The organism is Pseudomonas sp. MG-9 (assembly GCF_018729515.1).
GTDB classification, from domain to species: Bacteria; Pseudomonadota; Gammaproteobacteria; order Pseudomonadales; family Pseudomonadaceae; genus Aquipseudomonas; species Aquipseudomonas serboccidentalis.
The window spans coordinates 617,422-639,832 of record NZ_JAHHZH010000003.1 but is presented as its reverse complement, the minus strand read 5'-3'; the positions used below and the strand labels follow the sequence as shown (position 1 = coordinate 639,832).

18 protein-coding genes are annotated in these 22,411 nt (G+C 60.5%); 13 read left to right on the top strand and 5 right to left on the bottom strand.

The genetic code is table 11. The features are described 5' to 3' along the window. Positions 1–106: 106 nt before the first annotated feature. From KKQ10_RS10940 to rloA, 3 genes are read right to left on the bottom strand one after another with little or no spacing between them, the layout of a single operon-like run. Positions 107–1,093 carry an alpha-L-glutamate ligase-like protein gene (locus KKQ10_RS10940; RefSeq protein WP_098967945.1) on the bottom strand — a complete coding sequence of 329 codons (987 nt, stop codon included), beginning with the start codon at positions 1,091–1,093 and terminating at the stop codon, positions 107–109. Next, positions 1,093–2,628 (bottom strand): osmotic stress tolerance membrane protein RloB, encoded by a 1,536-nt coding sequence (gene rloB, locus KKQ10_RS10935; protein WP_215501085.1) that lies wholly within the window; start codon positions 2,626–2,628, stop codon positions 1,093–1,095. Before rloB ends, KKQ10_RS10940 begins: the two co-directional genes overlap by 1 nt. Before the next feature lie 5 nt (positions 2,629–2,633). Then, on the bottom strand, positions 2,634–3,170 hold the full coding sequence (gene rloA / locus KKQ10_RS10930) for a retropepsin-like aspartic peptidase RloA (RefSeq protein WP_102357837.1): 537 nt from the start codon (positions 3,168–3,170) through the stop codon (positions 2,634–2,636). Positions 3,171–3,526: 356 nt separating this feature from the next. Here rloA and KKQ10_RS10925 point away from each other — a divergent pair, with 356 nt between their 5' ends. From KKQ10_RS10925 to prpD, 6 genes are all read left to right on the top strand, one after another. After that, positions 3,527–4,249, top strand: coding sequence for a GntR family transcriptional regulator (locus KKQ10_RS10925; RefSeq protein ID WP_178081327.1), 723 nt, complete (start codon positions 3,527–3,529; stop codon positions 4,247–4,249). Then, entirely contained in the window at positions 4,246–5,136 is an 891-nt protein-coding gene (gene prpB / locus KKQ10_RS10920) for a methylisocitrate lyase (RefSeq protein ID WP_083366502.1), read from the top strand. Before KKQ10_RS10925 ends, prpB begins: the two co-directional genes overlap by 4 nt. Positions 5,137–5,282: 146 nt before the next feature. Continuing rightward, positions 5,283–6,410, top strand: coding sequence for a bifunctional 2-methylcitrate synthase/citrate synthase (prpC, locus tag KKQ10_RS10915; protein WP_127652008.1), 1,128 nt, complete (start codon positions 5,283–5,285; stop codon positions 6,408–6,410). 198 nt (positions 6,411–6,608) lie between these two features. Beyond that, the gene (gene acnD, locus KKQ10_RS10910) at positions 6,609–9,203 is read left to right on the top strand and encodes a Fe/S-dependent 2-methylisocitrate dehydratase AcnD (RefSeq protein ID WP_127652009.1); all 2,595 of its coding nucleotides are present in this window, start codon (positions 6,609–6,611) and stop codon (positions 9,201–9,203) included. 54 nt (positions 9,204–9,257) lie between these two features. Beyond that, complete coding sequence (prpF, locus tag KKQ10_RS10905; protein WP_215501084.1) at positions 9,258–10,448, top strand: 2-methylaconitate cis-trans isomerase PrpF; 1,191 nt, start codon at positions 9,258–9,260, stop codon at positions 10,446–10,448. A 217-nt stretch (positions 10,449–10,665) separates the two neighbouring features. Next, positions 10,666–12,150, top strand: a complete 1,485-nt coding sequence (gene prpD / locus KKQ10_RS10900) for a 2-methylcitrate dehydratase (RefSeq protein WP_215501083.1) — start codon at positions 10,666–10,668, stop codon at positions 12,148–12,150. A gap of 84 nt (positions 12,151–12,234) precedes the next feature. Here the strand turns inward: prpD and KKQ10_RS10895 are convergent, their stop codons facing one another. Beyond that, positions 12,235–13,173, bottom strand: coding sequence for a DMT family transporter (locus KKQ10_RS10895; RefSeq protein ID WP_215501082.1), 939 nt, complete (start codon positions 13,171–13,173; stop codon positions 12,235–12,237). A 91-nt stretch (positions 13,174–13,264) separates the two neighbouring features. Between KKQ10_RS10895 and KKQ10_RS10890 the strand changes: the two genes are divergently transcribed. Continuing rightward, positions 13,265–14,674, top strand: a complete 1,410-nt coding sequence (locus KKQ10_RS10890; RefSeq protein ID WP_215501081.1) for an aminotransferase-like domain-containing protein — start codon at positions 13,265–13,267, stop codon at positions 14,672–14,674. Positions 14,675–14,770: 96 nt separating this feature from the next. Here KKQ10_RS10890 and ppsR read toward each other — a convergent pair whose 3' ends face one another. Beyond that, positions 14,771–15,589, bottom strand: coding sequence for a posphoenolpyruvate synthetase regulatory kinase/phosphorylase PpsR (gene ppsR, locus KKQ10_RS10885; RefSeq protein WP_127652014.1), 819 nt, complete (start codon positions 15,587–15,589; stop codon positions 14,771–14,773). A 332-nt stretch (positions 15,590–15,921) separates the two neighbouring features. Here ppsR and ppsA point away from each other — a divergent pair, with 332 nt between their 5' ends. The 6 genes from ppsA (at position 15,922) to KKQ10_RS10855 (ending at position 22,346) form a co-directional block, all read left to right on the top strand. After that, entirely contained in the window at positions 15,922–18,297 is a 2,376-nt protein-coding gene (gene ppsA / locus KKQ10_RS10880) for a phosphoenolpyruvate synthase (RefSeq protein WP_215501080.1), read from the top strand. 185 nt (positions 18,298–18,482) lie between these two features. Beyond that, the gene (locus KKQ10_RS10875; protein WP_127652016.1) at positions 18,483–19,472 is read left to right on the top strand and encodes an alpha/beta fold hydrolase; all 990 of its coding nucleotides are present in this window, start codon (positions 18,483–18,485) and stop codon (positions 19,470–19,472) included. 226 nt (positions 19,473–19,698) lie between these two features. After that, positions 19,699–20,190: a ribonuclease E activity regulator RraA gene (gene rraA / locus KKQ10_RS10870; RefSeq protein ID WP_215501079.1), complete on the top strand. Its 492-nt coding sequence runs from the start codon at positions 19,699–19,701 to the stop codon at positions 20,188–20,190. A gap of 21 nt (positions 20,191–20,211) precedes the next feature. Next, complete coding sequence (gene cmaX, locus KKQ10_RS10865) at positions 20,212–21,207, top strand: divalent cation transporter CmaX (protein WP_127652018.1); 996 nt, start codon at positions 20,212–20,214, stop codon at positions 21,205–21,207. A gap of 63 nt (positions 21,208–21,270) precedes the next feature. Further along, positions 21,271–21,519: a hypothetical protein gene (locus tag KKQ10_RS10860; protein ID WP_003223293.1), complete on the top strand. Its 249-nt coding sequence runs from the start codon at positions 21,271–21,273 to the stop codon at positions 21,517–21,519. A 2-nt stretch (positions 21,520–21,521) separates the two neighbouring features. Continuing rightward, positions 21,522–22,346 carry a mechanosensitive ion channel family protein gene (locus KKQ10_RS10855; protein WP_007916401.1) on the top strand — a complete coding sequence of 275 codons (825 nt, stop codon included), beginning with the start codon at positions 21,522–21,524 and terminating at the stop codon, positions 22,344–22,346. Positions 22,347–22,411: the final 65 nt, after the last annotated feature.

Genomic DNA, 22,411 nt, shown 5'->3' with positions numbered 1-22,411 from the left:
GTGGTGGCGGTAAGTCCGCTATCGCGAGCAGGCTCACTCCTACAATTTGGAACGCGTTCCCCTGTAGGAGTGAGCCTGCTCGCGATGGCCGCGATGCAGTTCCGGATCAGCCCTCGACCGCCGGAATATGCCCAAACATCTCCTGGGTAAACGCCACCCGCTCCTCAACCGACTCCGTCACCCCACGCGCCTTCAGGTCTTCCAGATGCGCCTCGACCGCGTGCGTGCGCTGAGTCAGCCCGCAATCGTTGGCAATCTGGATATTCAGCCCCGGCCGTGCATTCAACTCCAGAATCAGCGGGCCTTTCTCCTGGTCCAGCACCATGTCCACACCGATATAACCCAGCCCGCACAGCTCGTAGCAGCCAGCGGCGAGTTTCATGAAACCGTCCCAGTAGGGCAGTTGCACGCCGTCCACCGCGTTGGTGGTATCGGGGTGTTTGTTGATGATGTTGTTCAGCCAGGTGCCGCGCAGGGTCAGGCCGGTGGCGAGGTCGACACCGACGCCGATGGCGCCCTGGTGCAGGTTGGCCTTGCCGCCGGACTGGCGGGTCGGCAAGCGCAGCATGGCCATCACCGGGTAACCCATCAGCACGATGATGCGGATGTCCGGCACGCCTTCGTAGCTGATGCTCTTGAAGATCTGGTCCGGGGTCACCCGGTATTCGATCAGCGCGCGGTCGCGGTGACCGCCCAGCGAGTACAGGCCGGTGAGGATGCTGGAGATGTGGTGCTCCAGCTCTTCATGGGCGAGGATCTTGCCCGACACCGTGCGATAGCGGCCTTCGAAGCGGTCGGCGATCACGATGATGCCGTCACCGCCAGCGCCCTGGGCCGGTTTGATCACGAAATCGTTATGCCCACCGATGATCGCGTCGAGCTTGTCGATTTCCTTCTCCGTGGAAATCACGCCATACAGCTCCGGCACATGAATACCGGCGGCGATCGCGCGCTCCTTGGTGATGATCTTGTCATCGACGATCGGGTACAGGCTGCGCTTGTTGTACTTGAGCACGTAGTCGGCGTTCCGCCGATTGATGCCCATGATGCCCCGGGCTTCCAGGGCCTTCCAGGTCTTCCAGAAACCGAACATCAGGCGTCAGCCTTCTTCAGGAAAGCCTTGAAGCGCACCAGCTCGGTCAGGCGGTAGCCGCGATAACGACCCATTGCCAGCATGAAACCGACCATGATCAGCAGGATCGCCGGGAAGGTGAACACGAAGTACACCAGTTCCGGCACGGTCATGATCAAGTGCGCCAGCGAGGCGGCGAACAGCGTGCCGATCGCCACTTTCAGCGCATGGCTGGCGCCACGTTCTTCCCAGGTGATCGACAGGCGTTCGATGGTCATGGTCAGAATCACCATCGGGAACAGCGCCACCGACAAGCCGCGCTCCAGACCAAGCTTGTGACTGAACAGGCTGATCGCCGCGATCAGCACCACCACGAACGTCAGCACCACCGAGAGGCGCGGCAGCATTTGCAGCTTCAGGTGTTCCAGATACGAGCGTAATGACAGGCCCAGCGCGGTGATCACGGTAAACAGCAGGATGCCGAAGCCCAGCTGGGTTTCGCGGAAGGCCAGGGCGATCAGTACCGGGGTGAACGTGCCGAGGGTCTGCAGGCCGACCAGGTTGCGCAGGATCAGGATCACCAGCACGCCGATCGGGATCATCACCATGATCATGAACGTCTGCTGAGTCTGCAGCGGCAAGCCGTACAGCGAGTATTCGAGGAAGTTGGCGTCGGTGTTTTCGTCGGTCAGCTTGGCCAGACGAATCGCGTTCATCTCGCTGTTGTTCAGGCTGAAGGTCACGTTGGCTTTCTTGCCGCCGTCGACGGTGATCAGGTTTTCATCACCGGTCCACCACAGCAGGCGGTCGGTCGGCAGGCCTTGTTCACCGGTTTCCGGGTTGAAGTACAGCCAGTCGTTGCCGTTGAAGCTGCGCAGCCACAGTTCCGGGGTTTGCGGCTGATCGGCGACGAGGCGGATGGTGTGGACCTTTTCCACCGGTACGTGGGCGATGGACAGCAGCAGTTCGACGATCTTCGCCTTGTGCGGCGTCGACGGGTCGCCGGCCAGCAGCAGTTTGACGTTGTCGTCGTTGACGTTGTTGACGCGTTTGATCGCCTCGCCAATGAAGGTCTCGACATCGGCCGAGTGCTGGCGGATCGGTGCGAGCAGGGCTTCGGCGGCGATTTTTTCCGGGCCTTCGATGGCGATGCTGTCGCGGAAGGTCGGACCTTTGATCTTGGTTTTTTCCGCGGTGTAACGCTTGGTCAGCACCAGACGGTAATAAAGGGTCTGGTTGCCCTTGGCCCGGCGCGCCGACCAGGTGACCTTGCGGTTGCCGTCGACGCGGTTGACCGCCACACCGTAGTTATTGGAGATGAAGCTTTCGTTGAGGCTGACGTAGTCGCGGCTCAGGGGCGGCACGAACATCTGGATCTTCACCGGATCCTTGGTGCTGGCGACGAACTCGACTTTGGCGTCGATGTTCCACAGGTCGTCGGTGGCGTCTTCGGTCACCGGGATGCCGAGCACGAAAATCTGATAGGCCGTAACCGAAACGCCCAGGAGCACCAGAATGGTGATCAGGATTTTCAGGTGGAAGGTTAGAGAACGCATGGAAATTACTCGGCGGTATGAGCGGCGATGGTGCAGGCGGGTTTGCCTGCAGCGTATTTAAGACTGGGGTCGACCAGCGCGTCGAAGCGTTTCAGGGCTTCGGAGCCGATCAAAAGCGGGTATTGGAACGCACTACGGTCGGTCAGGTTCACTTCGATGCTGCGTAACGCCGAACCCATGCAGATGTCCAGCTCGATCACCGGGCGGGCCGTGTACTTCTTGCCTTCTTCCGGGTCGTAGTCGCCGGCGCGGCGTTTGATCTTGCTGACCCGGGCCAGTGGCCGTTCGATCGGGTGCGAGTGCGCGGCGTCGATCGCCAGATAAAAGCGCACCCACGACTCGCCGTTACGTTTGAAGCGTTTGATGTCGCGGGCACTCAGCGAGGCGGTTTTGGCGCCCGTGTCGAGTTTGGCCGCGACTTGCAGATTGATGCCATCAAGCGATGCATATTCGTTGAGGCCGTACACGGTTTTTTCCCCCGCGGCAGCCAGGCCGGGCAGGCAAAACAGAGCGAAAAATGTGGGGAAGGGCTTGAGTCTCATAAATCCTGGTGCGCAGCGTTCCGTTCTCGGTTCAGGTTCCTGGCAAAACTTGCGCAAGCGCCTTCGTGTGCCTATCAGCTTTTTATGACAAGCCGTGCAAATGGCCAGCAAATGCGGGCGGCATTCTAGCACGGTGGTTTTATGGCGCCAGCGCTCACGCCGGTCTATAAAAGCTCAAAAGATCGCAGCCTGCGGCAACTCCTGCATTGGATTCATGTGCACTCTGTAGGAGCTGCCGCAGGCTGCGATCTTTTCCGGTTATTAGACGATTGTCGACAATACCTATTTATCCTTTGACTGATGCGGGTGAATTGGCTAGTTTTTGCCGCATTGGATTTAAAGGTGTCGACAATATGCTGGATCAACTCGATCCCCCGGTCATCAGCGGCGACGATTCCGAGACGCTCTCGGAAAACGTCTTCCGGCGCATTCAGGCGGCCATCGTCAAAGGCGAGATCGCCCCGGGCAGCAAGATCTCCGAGCCCGAGCTGGCACGCACCTACGGCATCAGTCGCGGACCGCTGCGCGAGGCCATTCATCGGCTCGAAGGCCAGCGCCTGCTGGTGCGCGTACCGCATGTCGGCGCGCGGGTGGTGTCACTCAGCCACGCCGAGCTGCTCGAACTCTACGAAATCCGTGAATCCCTCGAAGGCATGGCTTGCCGTCTGGCGGCCGAACGCATGAGCCTCGAAGAAATCGACGAACTGCGTCGAGTGCTGGAAACCCATGAGCGCGACGCAGCGTTTCAGGCCGGCGTCGGCTACTACCAGCAGGAAGGCGATTTCGACTTTCATTACCGGATCATCCAGGGCAGCGGTAACCGCACCCTGACCCAGATGCTCTGCGGCGAGCTGTACCAACTGGTGCGCATGTACCGCATCCAGTTTTCCACCACGCCCAACCGGCCACGCCAGGCCTTTGCCGAACACCACCGGATTCTCGATGCCATCGCCGACCGTGACGGTGAACTCGCGGAATTGTTGATGCGCCGCCACATCGGCGCCTCGAAACGCAACATCGCCCGTCACTACCAGGACGGCGCCGACAATAAGACAGCCACTGAACGAGGTGAGTCATGAGTTCCAAGCAGAACACTCCAGGCCAGCGTTTCCGCGATGCGGTCGCCAGCGAGCATCCATTGCAGGTGGTCGGCGCGATCAACGCCAACCACGCGCTGCTGGCCAAGCGCGCCGGTTTCAAGGCGATCTACCTGTCCGGTGGCGGGGTGGCCGCAGGCTCCCTCGGCGTGCCGGACCTGGGCATCACCGGCCTGGATGACGTGCTGACCGACGTGCGCCGCATCACCGACGTCTGCGACCTGCCGCTGCTGGTGGACGTCGACACCGGCTTCGGTTCGTCGGCGTTCAACGTGGCGCGCACCGTGAAGTCGATGATCAAGTTCGGCGCGGCGGCGATCCACATCGAAGACCAGGTCGGCGCCAAGCGTTGCGGTCACCGTCCGAACAAGGAAATCGTCAGCCAGCAGGAAATGGTCGACCGCATCAAGGCTGCCGTCGATGCCCGTACCGACGACAGTTTCGTGATCATGGCGCGCACCGACGCGCTGGCCGTCGAAGGTCTGGAATCGGCCCTGGATCGCGCCGCCGCGTGCATCGAGGCCGGCGCCGACATGATCTTCCCGGAAGCCATCACCGAGCTTGAGATGTACAAGTTGTTCGCCAACCGCGTGAAGGCGCCGATCCTCGCCAACATCACCGAGTTCGGCTCGACGCCGCTGTACACCACCGAGCAGCTTGCGGGAGCGGATGTGTCGCTGGTGCTGTACCCGCTGTCGGCGTTCCGCGCGATGAACAAGGCGGCGGAAAACGTCTACACCGCGATCCGCCGCGACGGCACGCAGCAGAATGTCATCGACACCATGCAGACTCGCATGGAGCTTTACGATCGCATCGACTACCACACGTTCGAGCAGAAGCTCGATGCGTTGTTTGCCGCTAAAAAATAAAGGCGAAGATCAAAAGATCGCAGCCTCGTTTCACTCGACAGCTCCTACAGGAACGCGGTCGATGTAGGAGCTGCCGAAGGCTGCGATCTTTTGCCAACAACACCGTAATTGCAGATTCCCTAACAAATTCAAGATTGGAGACAGCAATGGCCGAAGCAAAAGTACTCAGTGGCGCCGGGCTCCGGGGCCAGGTTGCCGGGCAAACCGCACTGTCCACCGTGGGCCAGGCCGGTGCCGGGCTGACCTATCGCGGCTATGACGTGCGTGAACTGGCAGCCGATGCGCAATTTGAAGAAGTGGCTTACCTGCTGCTGTACGGCGAGCTGCCAACGAAAGCGCAACTCGACGAATACCAAGGCAAGCTGAGCAAGCTGCGTGATCTGCCGCCAGCGCTGAAGGAAGTGCTCGAACGCATTCCCGCTGACGCTCACCCGATGGACGTGATGCGCACCGGTTGCTCGTTCCTTGGCAACATCGAGCCGGAGAAAGACTTCTCCGAACAACGCGACAAGACCGACCGTCTGCTCGCCGCGTTCCCGGCGATCATGTGCTACTGGTATCGCTTCAGCCACGACGGCAAACGCATCAATTGCGTCAGCGACGAGCCCACCATCGGCGGCCACTTCCTGCACCTGCTGCATGACAAGAAGCCGAGCGAACTGCACGTCAAAGTGATGAACGTGTCGCTGATTCTTTACGCCGAGCACGAATTCAACGCCTCGACCTTCACCGCTCGGGTATGTGCTTCGACCCTGTCCGACCTGTATTCCTGCGTCACGGCGGCCATCGGTTCGCTGCGTGGCCCATTACACGGCGGCGCCAACGAAGCGGCGATGGAAATGATCGAGCGCTTCTCATCGCCGGAAGAGGCGATCAAAGGCACCCTCGGCATGCTCGAGCGCAAGGACAAGATCATGGGCTTCGGCCACGCGATCTATAAGGACAGCGATCCGCGTAACGAGGTGATCAAGGGCTGGTCGAAAAAACTCGCTGACGAAGTCGGAGACACGGTGTTGTTCCCGGTCTCCGAGGCCATCGACAAGACCATGTGGGAGCAGAAGAAACTGTTCCCTAATGCCGACTTCTACCATGCCTCGGCCTACCACTTCATGGGCATCCCGACCAAGCTGTTCACTCCGATCTTCGTCTGCTCGCGCCTGACCGGCTGGGCCGCGCACGTGTTCGAACAGCGCGCCAACAACCGCATCATCCGTCCAAGCGCCGAGTACATCGGCGTTGAACAGCGCAAGTTCGTGCCAATCGAACGTCGCTGAAATGGTGGGCTGACCCGATCCTGGAAAACACCGCAAATCCCTGTAGGAGCTGCCGAAGGCTGCGATCTTTTGATCTTGATCTTAAAAACAAAAATCAAAAGATCGCAGCCTTCGGCAGCTCCTACAGGGGAGGGGTGATTTTCGAGGTCGGTGTCTGACCCCACCCTTTGCAACCACCGTGACCCGAGTCCTGACCCGATGAACACAGAATTCCGCAAAAACCTGCCCGGCAGTTCCCTGGATTACTTCGACGTCCGTGCGGCGGTCGAGGCGATTCAGCCCGGCAGCTACGACACCCTGCCGTACACCTCCCGCGTGCTGGCGGAAAACCTCGTGCGTCGCTGTGACCCGGCCACGCTCACCGATTCGCTGAAACAACTGATCGAGCGCAAACGCGACCTCGACTTCCCGTGGTTCCCGGCCCGTGTGGTGTGCCACGACATTCTCGGCCAGACCGCACTGGTCGACCTCGCCGGCCTGCGTGACGCGATCGCCCAGCAGGGCGGCGACCCGGCACAGGTCAACCCGGTGGTGCCGACGCAACTGATCGTCGACCACTCGCTGGCGGTGGAAGCGGGCGGTTTCGACAAGCAGGCGTTCGAGAAGAACCGCGCCATCGAAGACCGTCGCAACGAAGACCGTTTCCACTTCATCAACTGGACCAAAAAGGCCTTCAAGAACGTCGACGTGATCCCACCGGGCAACGGCATCATGCACCAGATCAACCTGGAGAAAATGTCTCCGGTGATCCAGGTGCGCGACGGCGTGGCGTTCCCTGACACTTGCGTCGGCACCGACAGCCACACCCCGCACGTCGATGCGCTGGGTGTGATCGCCATCGGCGTCGGTGGTCTCGAAGCCGAGAGCGTGATGCTCGGCCGTGCCTCGTGGATGCGCCTGCCGGAAAGCGTTGGCGTCGAGCTGACCGGCAAGCTGCAACCGGGCATCACCGCCACCGACATGGTGCTGGCGCTGACCGAATACCTGCGCAAACAGAAAGTCGTCGGCGCGTGGCTGGAGTTCTTCGGCGAGGGCGCGGCCGCGCTGACCCTCGGCGACCGTGCGACCATCTCCAACATGGCCCCGGAATACGGCGCCACGGCGGCGATGTTCTACATCGACCAGCAGACTATCGACTACCTCAAACTCACCGGTCGCGAAGACCAGCAAGTGCAGCTTGTCGAGCAGTACGCCAAGCTCAACGGTCTGTGGGCCGACAGCCTGAAAGGCGCGCAATACGAGCGCGGCCTGACGTTCGACCTGTCGTCGGTGGTGCGTAACATGGCCGGCCCGAGCAACCCGCACGCCCGCGTGGCGGTGTCGGACCTGGCGGCCAAAGGCATCTCCGGGCAGTGGGATGACGTGCCGGGGCAAATGCCTGACGGCGCAGTGATCATCGCCGCCATCACCAGTTGCACCAACACCAGCAACCCGCGCAACGTGATCGCCGCCGGCCTGTTGGCGCGCAACGCCAACAAGCTCGGCTTGACGCGCAAACCGTGGGTCAAATCCTCGCTGGCGCCGGGCTCGAAAACCGTCGCGCTGTACCTCGACGAAGCGGGGCTGACCACTGAGCTGGAGCAGCTCGGTTTTGGCGTCGTCGCGTTCGCCTGCACCACCTGCAACGGCATGTCCGGCGCGCTGGATCCGGTGATCCAGCAAGAGATTATCGACCGTGATCTGTACGCGACCGCCGTGCTCTCGGGCAACCGCAACTTCGACGGCCGCATTCACCCGTACGCCAAGCAGGCGTTCCTCGCCTCGCCGCCATTGGTGGTCGCGTACGCCATTGCCGGCACCATCCGTTTCGACATCGAGAAGGATGTGCTGGGTGTGGTCGACGGCAAGGAAATCCGCCTGAAAGACATCTGGCCGAGCGATGAAGAAATCGACGCGGTGGTGAAGTCGTCGGTCAAGCCGGAGCAGTTCCGTCAGGTCTACATTCCGATGTTCGCCGTCCACGAAGACACCGGCCCGAAAGTCACGCCGCTGTACGACTGGCGCGAGATGAGCACCTACATCCGCCGTCCGCCGTACTGGGAAGGCGCGCTGGCCGGGGCGCGTCCGCTCAAGGGCATGCGCCCGCTGGCGGTGCTGCCGGACAACATCACCACCGATCACCTGTCGCCCTCGAACGCGATCATGCTCGACAGCGCCGCCGGCGAATACCTGGCGAAAATGGGCCTGCCGGAAGAGGACTTCAACTCGTACGCCACGCACCGTGGCGATCACCTGACCGCGCAGCGCGCGACCTTCGCCAACCCGAAACTGTTCAACGAAATGGTTCAGGAAAACGGCAAGGTCAAGCAGGGCTCGCTGGCCCGGGTCGAGCCGGAAGGCAAGGTCATGCGCATGTGGGAAGCCATCGAAACCTACATGGAGCGCAAGCAGCCGCTGATCATCATCGCCGGCGCCGACTACGGTCAGGGGTCGTCCCGCGACTGGGCAGCCAAGGGCGTGCGTCTGGCGGGTGTCGAAGCGATCGTCGCCGAAGGGTTCGAGCGCATCCACCGCACCAACCTGGTGGGCATGGGCGTGTTGCCACTGGAATTCAAACCGGGCACCGACCGCCACACCCTGGCCATCGACGGCAGCGAAACCTACGACGTGATCGGCGCCCGCACACCACGCGCCGACCTGACGCTGGTGATCCATCGCAAGAACGGCGAGCGTCTCGAGGTGCCGGTGACCTGCCGTCTCGATACCGCTGAAGAAGTGTCGATCTACGAGGCCGGCGGCGTGTTGCAGCGCTTCGCCCAGGACTTCCTCGAAGAGGCGGCGGTTGCCGTTTAAATCAACTGATGTGGGCATGGGGTTTCAGGCCCCGTGCCTTCGGTAAGGAGCATCATGGCTCACGCACCACAGATTAAAATTCCCGCCACCTACATGCGCGGCGGCACCAGCAAAGGTGTGTTTTTCAGCCTGCAGGATTTGCCCGAAGTCGCGCAGGTTCCCGGCCCGGCCCGCGATGCCTTGCTACTGCGGGTGATCGGCAGCCCCGACCCGTACGACAAACAGATCGACGGCATGGGCGGCGCCACCTCCAGCACCAGCAAAACCGTGATCCTGTCGAAAAGCATCAAGACCGATCACGACGTCGATTACCTATTTGGTCAGGTGTCCATCGACAAGCCGTTCGTGGACTGGAGCGGCAACTGCGGCAACCTCTCGGCAGCGGTGGGTTCGTTCGCCATCAGCAATGGTCTGGTCGATGCCAGCCGCATTCCGTACAACGGCGTGGCGGTGGTGCGCGTGTGGCAAGCCAACATTGGCAAGACCATCATCGCCCACGTGCCGATCACCAACGGCGAAGTGCAGGAAACCGGCGACTTCGAACTCGACGGCGTGACCTTTCCGGCGGCTGAAGTGCGAGTCGAATTCATGGACCCGGCGGCGGAAGAAGAGGGCGGCGGTGGCTCGATGTTCCCCACCGGCAACCTGATCGATCAGCTTGAGGTGCCGGGTGTCGGCACGTTCCAGGCGACCATGATCAATGCCGGGATCCCGACGATTTTCGTCAACGCCGAAGACATCGGCTACACCGGTACCGAGCTGCAAAGTGCGATCAACAGCGATCCGAAAGCGCTGCAGATGTTCGAAACCATCCGCGCCTACGGTGCGCTGCGCATGGGCCTGATCTCGAATCTGGATGACGCGGCCAAGCGTCAGCACACGCCGAAAGTCGCGTTCGTCGCCAAGCCTGCGGACTACGTCGCGTCCAGCGGCAAGGCGATTGCGGCCAGTGACGTCGACCTGCTGGTGCGTGCACTGTCGATGGGCAAGTTGCACCACGCGATGATGGGCACGGCGGCGGTGGCGATTGGCACGGCGGCGGCGATTTCCGGGACGCTGGTGAATCTCGCAGCGGGTGGCGTTGAACGCAATGCCGTGCGCTTCGGCCATCCGTCCGGGACCTTGCGCGTCGGTGCCGAAGCCAGTCTGGAAAACGGTGAATGGGTGGTGAAGAAAGCCATCATGAGCCGCAGTGCGCGGGTGCTCATGGAAGGCTACGTCCGCATCCCCGGCGACGCCTTCTGACCCAACACCGAGCAAGCCCGCTCCCACGCTGGATCAGTGCAACCCGAGATCCCCCTGTAGGAGCTGCCGAAGGCTGCGATCTTTTGATTTTGTTTTTGAAGATCAGGATCAAAAGATCGCAGCCTTCGGCAGCTCCTACAGGGAGTGCATTCAATAATAAAAAATCGCCAGCCTGAACCGAGGTCCCATCAACGAACACTGCAAGAGTGAATCGAACATGAGCGCCAACGTCGACCTGAACAACCGCCCCGACTACGACCGTGTCCTGCAGGACATCGCCGATTACGTCCTCACCTTCAAAATCGAATCTGCCGAAGCCCTCGACACTGCCCGCAACTGCCTGATGGACACCCTCGGCTGTGGCCTGCTGGCGCTGCGTTTTCCCGAATGCACCAAACACCTTGGCCCGCTCGTCGAAGGCACCGTCGTGCCGTTCGGCGCGCGGGTGCCCGGCACGTCGTATCGCCTCGACCCGGTGAAAGCCGCGTGGGACATCGGCTGCATCGTGCGCTGGCTCGATTACAACGACACCTGGCTCGCCGCCGAGTGGGGGCATCCGTCGGACAACCTCGGCGCAATTCTCGCGGTAGCCGATCACCTGTCGCAGAAACACATCGCCAGCGGTGAAGCACCGCTGACGGTGCGCGACGTGCTCGAAGCGATGATCATGGCCCACGAGATTCAAGGTGTGATTGCCCTGGAAAACTCTTTCAACCGCGTCGGCCTCGATCACGTCCTGCTGGTGAAAGTCGCTTCGACTGCGGTCACCGCGAAGCTGATGGGCGCCAATCGCGAGCAACTGTTGTCGGCGCTGTCCCATGCGTTTGCCGATGGTCAGGCGCTGCGCACCTATCGCCACGCGCCGAACGCCGGGTCGCGCAAATCCTGGGCGGCGGGGGATGCGACCAGTCGCGGTGTGCGTCTGGCCGACATCGCCTTGCGCGGCGAGATGGGCATTCCCGGGGTACTGACGGCCAAACAGTGGGGGTTCTATGACGTGTCGTTCAGCCACACCAATAACGATCTGGCGCTCAAGCCTGAGAACAAACGCGCCTTCAGCTTCTCGCGGCCCTACGGCAGTTACGTGATGGAAAACGTGCTGTTCAAGATCAGTTTTCCCGCCGAATTCCACGCGCAAACCGCCTGCGAGGCGGCGGTCACATTGCACCCGCTGGTGCGCAATCGGCTGCATGACATCGACCGCATCGTCATCACCACCCACGAGTCGGCGATTCGCATCATTTCCAAGGTCGGGCCGCTGGCCAACGCTGCCGACCGCGACCATTGCATTCAGTACATGACGGCGGTGCCACTGGTGTTCGGCAACTTGGTGGCCGAGCAGTACGAGGACGATTTCCACGCCGCGCACCCGATCATTGATGTGCTGCGCGAGAAAATGGTCATTGTCGAGGAGCCGCGTTTTACCCGCGAATACCTCGAGGCCGACAAGCGCTCGATTGCCAATGCCGTGCAGGTGTTTTTCAAGGACGGTTCCAGCACCGAAAACGTGGTGGTCGAATACCCGATCGGCCACCGTCGCCGTCGTGCCGAAGGCATTCCGTTACTGGAAGACAAGTTCAAGGCCAACCTGGCGACGCGTTTCACTGGCCAGCGCAGCAACCAGATCTTCACGTTGTGCAAGGATCAGGCGCGGCTTGAATCTACTCCCGTAAATCGCCTCATCGACCTGTTCGTCATTTGACGCCAAACCCTGTAGGAGCTGCCGCAGGCTGCGATCTTTTGATTTTTGAGATCAACATCAAAAGATCGCAGCCTGCGGCAGCGCCTACACGGATGGTTTGCGCCATTTTTCGATGGGCAATTTGGTGATCGCAAAACCGCTCAACAAAATCGCCGAATAGATCATCAGTTCCCGGGACAAGGTTTGCCCCTCGTACCAGGCGCCGATGATCACGGCGAACACCGGGAAAATGATAAACACGAACGACAGAATGATCGGGCTCAGGCGTTTGAGCAGTAAAAAGTAAACGATGAAGCCGCCGACCGATGCCACCAGTCCGAGGTAGAACAGTGCGCCCCAGGACCGCGCGGTGACGTCCTTGAAGACCGGTGTTTCTAGATTCAATCCGACAATAAATAACATCAGTCCGGCAATGCCGATCGGCAGGGTGTTGTAGGTGATCACACTGATCGCGCTGCCGTGTTTCTTGGTCACCACGTAGCACAGCGCGTGCATGATCGCCGCACCCAGAATCGCCAGCACCCCGAGCCATTCCGCCTGGTCCAGATGCAGGCCCTGGCTGCGAATGATCATGAACAGACTGGCGAAACCGATGACGATGCCGAGCATCTGAGAGAGGTAGATTTTCTCGCGCAGAAACAGCGCGGAAAACATCAGGATGAACACCGGCATGCAGCTGAACAGCAGCGCTGTCAGCCCTGACGACACATGCAGTTCGCCGTAGTTGAGCAGGTAGTACGGCAGGCTGAAATACGACAGCGTGACGAACACGAAAAACCAGCGGCTCTGGCGTGGGAACAGCAGCGGCTCCTTGCGCAGCACGGCGAAGCTCAGGAACAGCGGAAAGGCAATCAGAAAGCGCAGGCCCGCGGCGGTCAGCGGCGGAATGCTTTCCACGGCAATCTTGATCCCCAGCCACGTGGTGCCCCAGCTCAGGCAGACAATCAGAAACAGCGTGCAGGTGAGTAATCCGGCAAGCCAGGGCTTGCTGGCGTTCAACGGTGCGCTGATGGCAGTCGACATGCTTTGTGCTCCGCAGCAGAGGAATTGACCTCGTGGGTGAAAAGGGCTATCCCTGATTGAACCTGTTTTCAGCACGCTATTCGGGGCGACAATGACTGTCAAAGTAAGTATTGCCATGGTGTCAATCCTGCGTGACGGCCTCGCCAATGGCGTCGGCGTGAAGTACAAGCGACTGGCGGATGCGGTGGAAAAAGCCATTGCCGAAGGCGTGATTGGCGCCGGAGCGAAGCTGCCGCCGCACCGGCTGTTGGCCGACAGCCTGGGGGTGACCATCGGCACCATCAGTCGAGCCTATGGCGAATTGGAGCGGGTCGGTTTGGTCGTCGCGCGCGTAGGAGACGGCACTTTCGTGCGTCAGCGCGGGATGGAGCGGTCGCGGGACAAGGGCTTTCGCAATGTCAGCGATGAGCCGCGTGCCTGTTTCGACATGAGTCGGAATCAGCCGATTCCCGGGCAGGAAAGCGCGTTCATGAGCCTGACGCTGCAGACGCTGGCTAACGATTCGCAGAGCCTGCAGCAGCTGACGGGCTACACCGCCGAAAGCGGTTTGCCCCGGCATCGGCAGGCGGGTGCTTACTGGCTGAGCCATGGGGCATTTCAGGTGGATGCCGATCAGGTGTTGTGCGTCAACGGTGGTCAGCACGCGCTGCTGTGCGCCTTGATGGGCTTGCTCAAGGCCGGTGACACCGTGGTCACCGAGCATCTTTCCTACCCGGGTTTGATCAGCGTCGCACGCCAACTCGGGATCAAGCTTATCGGTGTCGCCATGGATGCCGAAGGCTTGTTGCCAGCGGCGCTGGAGGACGTCTGCCGACAGCATCGGGTGTCTGCGTTGTACTGCACGCCAACCCTGCAGAATCCTACCGCGGCGGTGATGTCGGTCCCGCGCCGCGAAGCCATTGCCGAAATCTGCCGGCAATACAATCTGCTGATTTTCGAGGACGAGGCACATGCGCTGCTGGATAGTCAGCGGCCGTTGCCCCTGAGCGCGTTTGCTGCGGAGCGGTCGGTGCTGATCGGGAGTTTGAGCAAAGCGGTTTCAGCCGGACTGCGTGTCGGTTATCTGCATGCGCCGCACGCATTGCTCGGGCGCTTGAGTTCAGCCATTCGCGGGACGTGCTGGATGGCCAATCCGTTGGCAATGGAGGTGGCGTGCCGCTGGATCGAAAGTGGCATTGCCACACAACTGCTCAACGAGCAAATCAGTGAAATTGGCCGGCGCAAGGCGTTGGTCAGCGCGACGCTGAAAGACCTGACGTACCGGACGCACGTCCACAGTCCGCACTTCTGGATCGAAGTGCCGGAGCTGTGGCGCGCGTCGCAAATTGCTGCGGAGCTGAAAGAAAACAACTATCTGGTCGCCACCGCCGAGGCCTTTGCGGTCGGGCATGCGGCGGTGCCACAGTTCATTCGGGCGAGTGTGTGCAATTCGGTGGGGGATGACCGGTTGTTGCTGGGCGGGTTTGAAGCGCTGGCGCGGGCATTGACCGAGACCGTGTGATCGTTCTTCGCGAGCAGGCTCGCTCCTACAGGGGAATGCATTTCAAATTGTAGGAGTGAGCCTGCTCGCGATAGCGGTGTTGCAGATATCCGGAAGCTACTTGAAACGCCGCTCCACGCCTTTCTCCACCAGAATCTTCGCCGAAATCTCTTCTACCGAAAAATGCGTGGAGTTGATGTGCGGGATGTTCTCGCGGCGGAACAGGTTTTCCACTTCGCGCACTTCGAACTCGCACTGGGCGTAACTCGAATAGCGGCTGTTGGGCTTGCGCTCGTTACGGATCGCGGTGAGGCGGTCCGGGTCGATGGTCAGGCCGAACAGCTTGTGCTGATGGGCGCGCAGGGCGGTCGGCAGGGTCAGGCGTTCCATGTCTTCTTCGGTCAGCGGGTAGTTGGCCGCGCGGATGCCGAATTGCATCGCCATGTACAGACACGTCGGCGTCTTACCACAACGCGACACGCCCACTAGTATCAGGTCGGCCTTGTCGTAATAGTGGGTGCGCGCGCCGTCGTCGTTGTCGAGGGCGAAGTTCACGGCCTCGATGCGCTCCATGTAATTGGAGTTGTGCCCGATCGAATGCGACTTGCCGACGGTGTAGGAAGAATGCTCGGTCAGTTCCTGTTCGAGCGGGGCCAGGAAGGTCGAGAAAATGTCGATCATGAAACCATTGGACGTTGCGAGAATCTCACGAATGTCCTGATTGACGATGGTGTCGAAGATAATCGGACGCAAGCCGTCGGTTTCAGCGGCTTTGTTGATTTGTTGTACCATGGCCCGCGCTTTGTCCGCGTTGTCGATGTACGGCCGCGTGAGCTTGGTGAAGGTAATGTTTTCGAACTGCGCCAGAAGGCTTTGACCCAGGGTTTCGGCGGTAATGCCGGTGCCATCGGAGATAAAGAAAGCAGATCGTTTCATTTGCACCTTGGGCCTTAAGTGAGTGTCCTGCGTTGCATATGCATGCCGATGTGGCGGCGCCTGTTGTCGCCATACTACGTTGCCGCTCCTCGCCATAGCCAGCTATGACTTGTCGCGGCGCCTTGTCTGGCAACAACAGTCACTCGCCACATCGGCATACCTATGCAACACAGGACACTTATAAGCATTCTTGGATATGATAGGCGCGATTTGCCGGCCGCCATTGGCCCGCATTCTCACTTATTTTCCAGGTCCAGGCCATACAACCGGCCAACGCTCCCCCGAGCTGCCGGTTTCTGAGCTTTTCCAACACAGTTAGTGGAGAGATCACCTTGGTAGAGTACGTAGTTTCCCTCGATAAGCTCGGCAAACACGATGTTGAGCATGTGGGGGGCAAGAACGCATCCCTGGGCGAGATGATCAGCAACCTGGCAGGTGCCGGTGTGTCGGTCCCCGGCGGCTTTGCCACCACCGCGCAGGCCTATCGCGACTTTCTCGAACTGAGCGGCCTCAACGACCAGATCCACAAGGCTCTCGACGCCCTGGACGTCGATGACGTCAATGCGCTGGCCAAGACCGGCGCGCAGATTCGTCAATGGATCATGGAAGCCGAATTCCCTGAAAAACTGAATGCCGAGATCCGCACCGCGTTCGCCGCGCTGTCGGCCGGTAACCCTGACGTGGCCGTGGCCGTGCGTTCCTCGGCAACCGCCGAAGACTTGCCGGACGCATCGTTTGCCGGCCAGCAGGAAACCTTCCTGAACATCCGTGGTGTGGAAAACGTTATCCGCGCCGCCAAAGAGGTGTTCGCCTCGCTGTTCAACGACCGTGCGATTTCCTACCGCGTGCACCAGGGTTTCGACCACAAACTGGTCGCACTGTCGGCTGGCGTGCAGCGCATGGTGCGTTCGGAAACCGGCACCGCCGGCGTAATGTTCACCCTCGATACCGAATCCGGTTTCCGTGACGTGGTGTTCATCACCGGCGCCTACGGTCTGGGCGAAACCGTCGTACAAGGCGCGGTCAACCCGGACGAATTCTACGTGCACAAGGGCACCCTGGAGGCCGGTCGTCCGGCGATCCTGCGGCGCAACCTGGGCAGTAAAGCGATCAAGATGATCTACGGCGACGAGGCCAAGGCCGGTCGTTCCGTGAAAACCGTCGATGTCGACAAGGCTGAACGCGCGCGCTTCTGCCTGACCGACGCCGAAGTCAGCGAGCTGGCCAAGCAGGCGATGATCATCGAGAAGCACTATGGCTGCCCGATGGACATCGAGTGGGCCAAGGACGGTGACGACGGCAAGCTGTACATCGTGCAGGCCCGTCCGGAAACCGTGAAGAGCCGCACCCAGGCCAACGTCATGGAGCGTTACCTGCTGAAAGAAACCGGCACCGTGCTGGTGGAAGGTCGCGCCATCGGCCAGCGCATCGGCGCCGGCAAGGTACGCATCATCAAAGACGTGTCCGAGATGGACAAAGTCCAGCCAGGCGACGTGCTGGTCTCCGACATGACCGACCCGGACTGGGAACCGGTGATGAAGCGCGCCAGTGCCATCGTCACCAACCGTGGCGGTCGTACCTGCCACGCGGCGATCATCGCCCGTGAACTGGGGATTCCGGCGGTTGTGGGTTGCGGCAACGCCACTCAACTGCTCAAAGATGGTCAGGGCGTGACCGTGTCCTGCGCCGAAGGCGACACCGGTTACATCTTCGAAGGCGAGCTGGGCTTCGACGTCAAGAAGAACTCCGTGGACGCCATGCCGGAGCTGCCGTTCAAGATCATGATGAACGTCGGCAACCCGGACCGCGCGTTCGACTTCGCGCAACTGCCGAACGCCGGTGTGGGCCTGGCCCGTCTGGAGTTCATCATCAACCGCATGATCGGCGTGCACCCCAAGGCACTGCTGAACTACGACGGCCTGCCGCAGGAAATCAAGGACAGCGTCGACAAGCGCATCGCCGGTTACGACGATCCGGTCGGCTTCTACGTCGAAAAACTGGTGGAAGGCATCAGCACCCTCGCTGCAGCGTTCTGGCCGAAGAAGGTCATCGTGCGTCTGTCGGACTTCAAGTCCAACGAATACGCCAACCTGATCGGCGGCAAGCTGTACGAGCCGGAAGAAGAAAACCCGATGCTGGGCTTCCGTGGTGCGTCGCGTTACATCAGCGAATCGTTCCGTGACTGCTTCGAGCTCGAGTGCCGCGCACTGAAGCGCGTGCGCAACGAGATGGGCCTGACCAACGTCGAAATCATGGTGCCGTTCGTCCGTACCCTCGGCGAAGCCAGCCAGGTGGTCGATCTGCTCGCCGAAAACGGCCTGGCCCGTGGCGACAACGGCCTGCGCGTGATCATGATGTGCGAACTGCCATCCAACGCGATTCTCGCTGAAGAATTCCTCGAATTCTTCGACGGCTTCTCGATCGGTTCCAACGACCTGACCCAGTTGACCCTGGGCCTGGACCGTGACTCCGGGATCATCGCGCACCTGTTCGATGAGCGTAATCCGGCGGTCAAGAAGCTGCTGGCGAACGCGATTGCCGCGTGCAACAAGGCCGGCAAGTACATCGGCATCTGCGGTCAGGGCCCTTCGGACCACCCGGATCTGGCCAAGTGGCTGATGGAGCAGGGCATCGAAAGCGTGTCGCTGAACCCGGATTCCGTGCTGGAAACCTGGTTCTTCCTGGCGGAAGGCCAGGCACAGGCTTGATAAGTATGTGAACGGGCCGCCTCCCCTGCGGGAGCGGGCCTGCTCGCGAAGACGGAGCGACATCCGCAGGGATGTTGGCTGATACAGCGCTTTCGCGAGCAGGCTCGCTCCCGCATGGGGCGGGGCTTTGAGATTCCAGTAGGGCGGGCTCCTGTAGATGCCGCCCTTTTTTGTGCAAGAGCATTATGCAAAGCAGCAGCAACCTGTTTCCTGTCGCCCTGATCAGCGCCGAACGACGCGGTGATCTGAGCGAAGACGTCTATCGATTGAAACCCGGCAACAGTCCCGACTGGTCCGTGGAAATCGCCGTGACCCGTCTGGGCATGGCCGATGAACCGGCGACCCGTGGCGTGCCGGTGATTTTGCTGCACGGCAGTTTTTCCAACCGACGCTTCTGGTTTTCCCCGAAAGGCCTGGGGCTGGGCGCCTACCTCGCGCGTCTGGGCTTCGATGTGTGGATCCCGGAGATGCGCGGCCACGGCCTGTCGCAGCGCAACGAGGACTACCGGCGCAATCGTGTGGCCGACTACGCCCGTTACGATCTGCCGGCGATTGCCGCGTTCGTGCGCGAGCAGAGCGGGCAGGTGCCGCACTGGATCGGCCATTCGCTGGGCGGCATCACCCTGGCGGCAGCGCTGGGCGGCGAGTATCTCGGCGAGCCGGCGGTGGCATCGGCGGCGTTTTTCGGTACGCAGGTCAGCCGCACTTACTGGCCGCTGAAGATTCCGCCGGTGGAGTGGAGCGGGCGCTTCATTCTCAAGCGTTTCGCGCAATTGTCCGGCTCACGCCTCAGGCGCGGCCCGGAAGACGAGCCGATCGGTCTGGCGCTGGAAAGCATGCGCTGGTACGGCTTGTTCGGCCGCTTTGGCGACAAGGACAAGGATTGGTGGGCCGGACTTGCCGAGGTTCAGGTGCCGGTGCTGGCGGTGACGGCAGCGGGGGATCATCAGGATCCGGCCTGGGCCTGTCGCAAGCTGTTCGAGCAGATCGGTTCCGGGCACAAGCAATTCGTCAATCTGGGGCGCGAACAGGGCTTCAGTGACAACTTCGGGCATGTCGAGATGCTGGTGAGCAAGGCCGCGCAAGCCGAAGTCTGGCCGCTGGTGGCGCGCTGGCTGCAGGATCAGCACGCACCGCTGTTGGGCGAGAAACCGGATCTGGCTGCGGCGGTTTGAGCCGAAGGCTCTGAAAAGGGCATTTCGTTCGGATCGGCTTGCGGCTAAGATATGACGCATTGTGCAATTCTGGTCATATTGGGTGGCTGTTTAGCTATTACGTTTCAGCGTTTGTTCAGGTTCGTTCAGCGAACATTGCATGAACTAAGGTAAACAGCGACCGCCGGGACTCGTTTCAAAAGAGTGCGACATCCTTGATCGTCTTCCTTGTTACAGGAGTTTTTCGATGAACCATTACCTCACGCCTGACCTGTGCGACGCCTATCCGGAGCTGGTGCAGGTGCTGGAACCGATGTTCAGCAATTTCGGTGGCCGTGATTCCTTCGGCGGCGAAATCGTGACCATCAAATGCTTCGAAGACAACTCGCTGGTCAAAGAGCAGGCCGAACTCAAGGGTAACGGCAAGGTGCTGGTGGTCGATGGCGGCGGTTCGCTGCGTCGCGCACTGCTCGGTGACATGATCGCCGAGAAAGCCGCGAAAAACGGCTGGGAAGGGATGGTCATCTACGGTTGCATCCGTGACGTCGATGTCATTGCCCAGACCGATCTTGGCGTCCAGGCGCTGGCCAGCCATCCGATGAAAACCGAAAAGCGCGGCATCGGTGACCTCAACGTGGCGGTGACCTTCGCCGGTGTGACGTTCCACCCGGGCCAATACATTTATGCGGACAACAACGGCGTGATCGTTTCGCCGAGTCCGCTGAAGATGCCTGAATAAGTTTTCGACAAAGGGATGCGGATGTTCGAGGAAGAAAACGCGCAGTGGGGGCTGGTGCATGCCCTGGTACTGGACGGTAAAGGCGGTGCGCGTTCGATTGCCCGGACTGAGCTCGACGATCTGCAGCTGCAGGCCCACGAGAGCCTGTGGCTGCATTGGGATCGCAGCCATCCGCAAACCCAGACCTGGCTGCGCAAATCCAGCGGTCTGAATGAATTCACCTGCGACCTGCTGCTGGAAGAAAACACCCGGCCGCGCCTGTTGCCGTTGCCGGATGCCGAGCTGCTGCTGTTTCTGCGTGGGGTCAATCTCAACCCCGGTGCCGAGCCGGAAGACATGGTCTCGGTGCGGATTTTCGCCTCTGCCCAGCGCGTCATCTCCTTGCGTCTGCGCCCGCTGCGCGCCACCGATGAACTGCTGGCGCTGCTGAGCGAGGGCAAGGGCCCGAAAACCTCCTCTGAACTGATCCTTTATCTGGCGCAATTCCTCACCAACAAGGTGCAGGATCTGGTCACGTGCCTGTCGGAACTGGTCGATGAAGAGGAAGAAAAACTGGATGCCGACGAACGGTATACCCCAGAGCATGGCTCGATTTTGCACATCCGTCGCAGGGCTGCCGGACTGAAGCGTTTTCTCGCGCCGCAGCGGGATATTTTCGGACAGCTGACGCGAATAAAACTGCCGTGGTTTGTCGATGATGACGCCGACTACTGGAACGAATTGAACAACAGCCTGACCCGCTATCTCGAAGAGCTCGAATTGACCCGAGAGCGCATGGGGCTTGTGCTGGAGGCCGAAGACCGGCGTTTGAACGTGCGCATGAATCGCACGATGTACCGCTTCGGCATCATCACCTGCATCTTTTTGCCGATGAGTTTTCTTACCGGTCTGTTGGGTATCAACGTGGGCGGAATTCCGTTCTCGAGCAGCCCTTATGGCTTCCTCATCGCCTGTCTGACGGTGCTGACCATGGCCTTCGGTCAATGGTGGTTATTCCGTCGTTTGCGCTGGGTATGAAGATGCAACATGTGACCCGACCAAATTTGCCCGCGTCTTTCACAGACATCACGAGAGGTGCGTATGCACGATCCGTTTGAACAGTCTTTGCGCGACATGCTCAACGCCTCGCCGTCCAGCCGCGACGACGATGCCTGCCTGGGTCGCGTACTCAAAACCGCCAACCGCCAGGTCGGCGCCGGTGATCTGTTCAGCCTGCTGGGCCGCTGGCTGCCCGCGCTGATGATCGCCCTGAATAACGGATCGGCCCACGTCTCGCCGGTTTCCCGTCTTCGTAAAACTACTGCACGCACTGCTGATAAGGCTGATTGAATATGGAACTTGATCTCTGGACTCAGAGCCTCGTCACTGCAATGACTGCGTTGTGGACCAAAGTTGCGAACTTCATCCCGAACCTGTTCGGCGCACTGGTGGTGCTGCTGTTGGGCTTCGTGGTGGCCAAACTGCTCGATACCCTGCTGTCCAAATTGCTCGCCAAACTGGGCCTCGATCGCCTGATGGGCGGCACCGGGCTGACCAAATTGATGTCGCGGGCCGGGTTGCAAGTGCCGATCTCGACCCTGATCGGCAAGATCGTCTACTGGTTCGTTCTGCTGATTTTCCTCGTTTCTGCAGCAGAGTCCCTTGGACTTGAGCGAGTTTCAGCTACGCTGGACATGCTGGCGTTGTATTTGCCGAAAGTTTTCGGCGCCGCGCTGGTCTTGCTGGTGGGTGTTTTGCTCGCGCAACTGGCCAATGGGCTGGTGCGCGGGGCGGCAGAAGGCGTAGGACTGGACTACGCTTCGGGCTTGGGCCGAATCGCCCAAGGGCTGGTGATCATCATCAGCATTTCGGTCGCGATCAGTCAGCTTGAGGTCAAGACCGACCTGCTGAACCATGTGATCGTCATCGTATTGATTACCGTTGGTCTGGCGGTTGCGCTGGCCATGGGGTTGGGAAGCCGGGAAATTGCCGGTCAGATTCTTGCGGGAATCTATGTGCGTGAGTTGTATCAGGTTGGGCAACAAGTGCGTGTTGGTGAGGTCGAAGGCCAGATCGAAGAGATCGGCACGGTTAAAACCACATTGCTGACCGATGAGGGTGAGCTAGTCTCACTTTCCAATCGGATCCTGCTGGAACAGCATGTGAGTAGCCGCTAACCCGGCAAACCCTGCTAATGTATGCCGCCGCAAATTGCCCTGAGAGGGTAGCGGCGGACATTGAC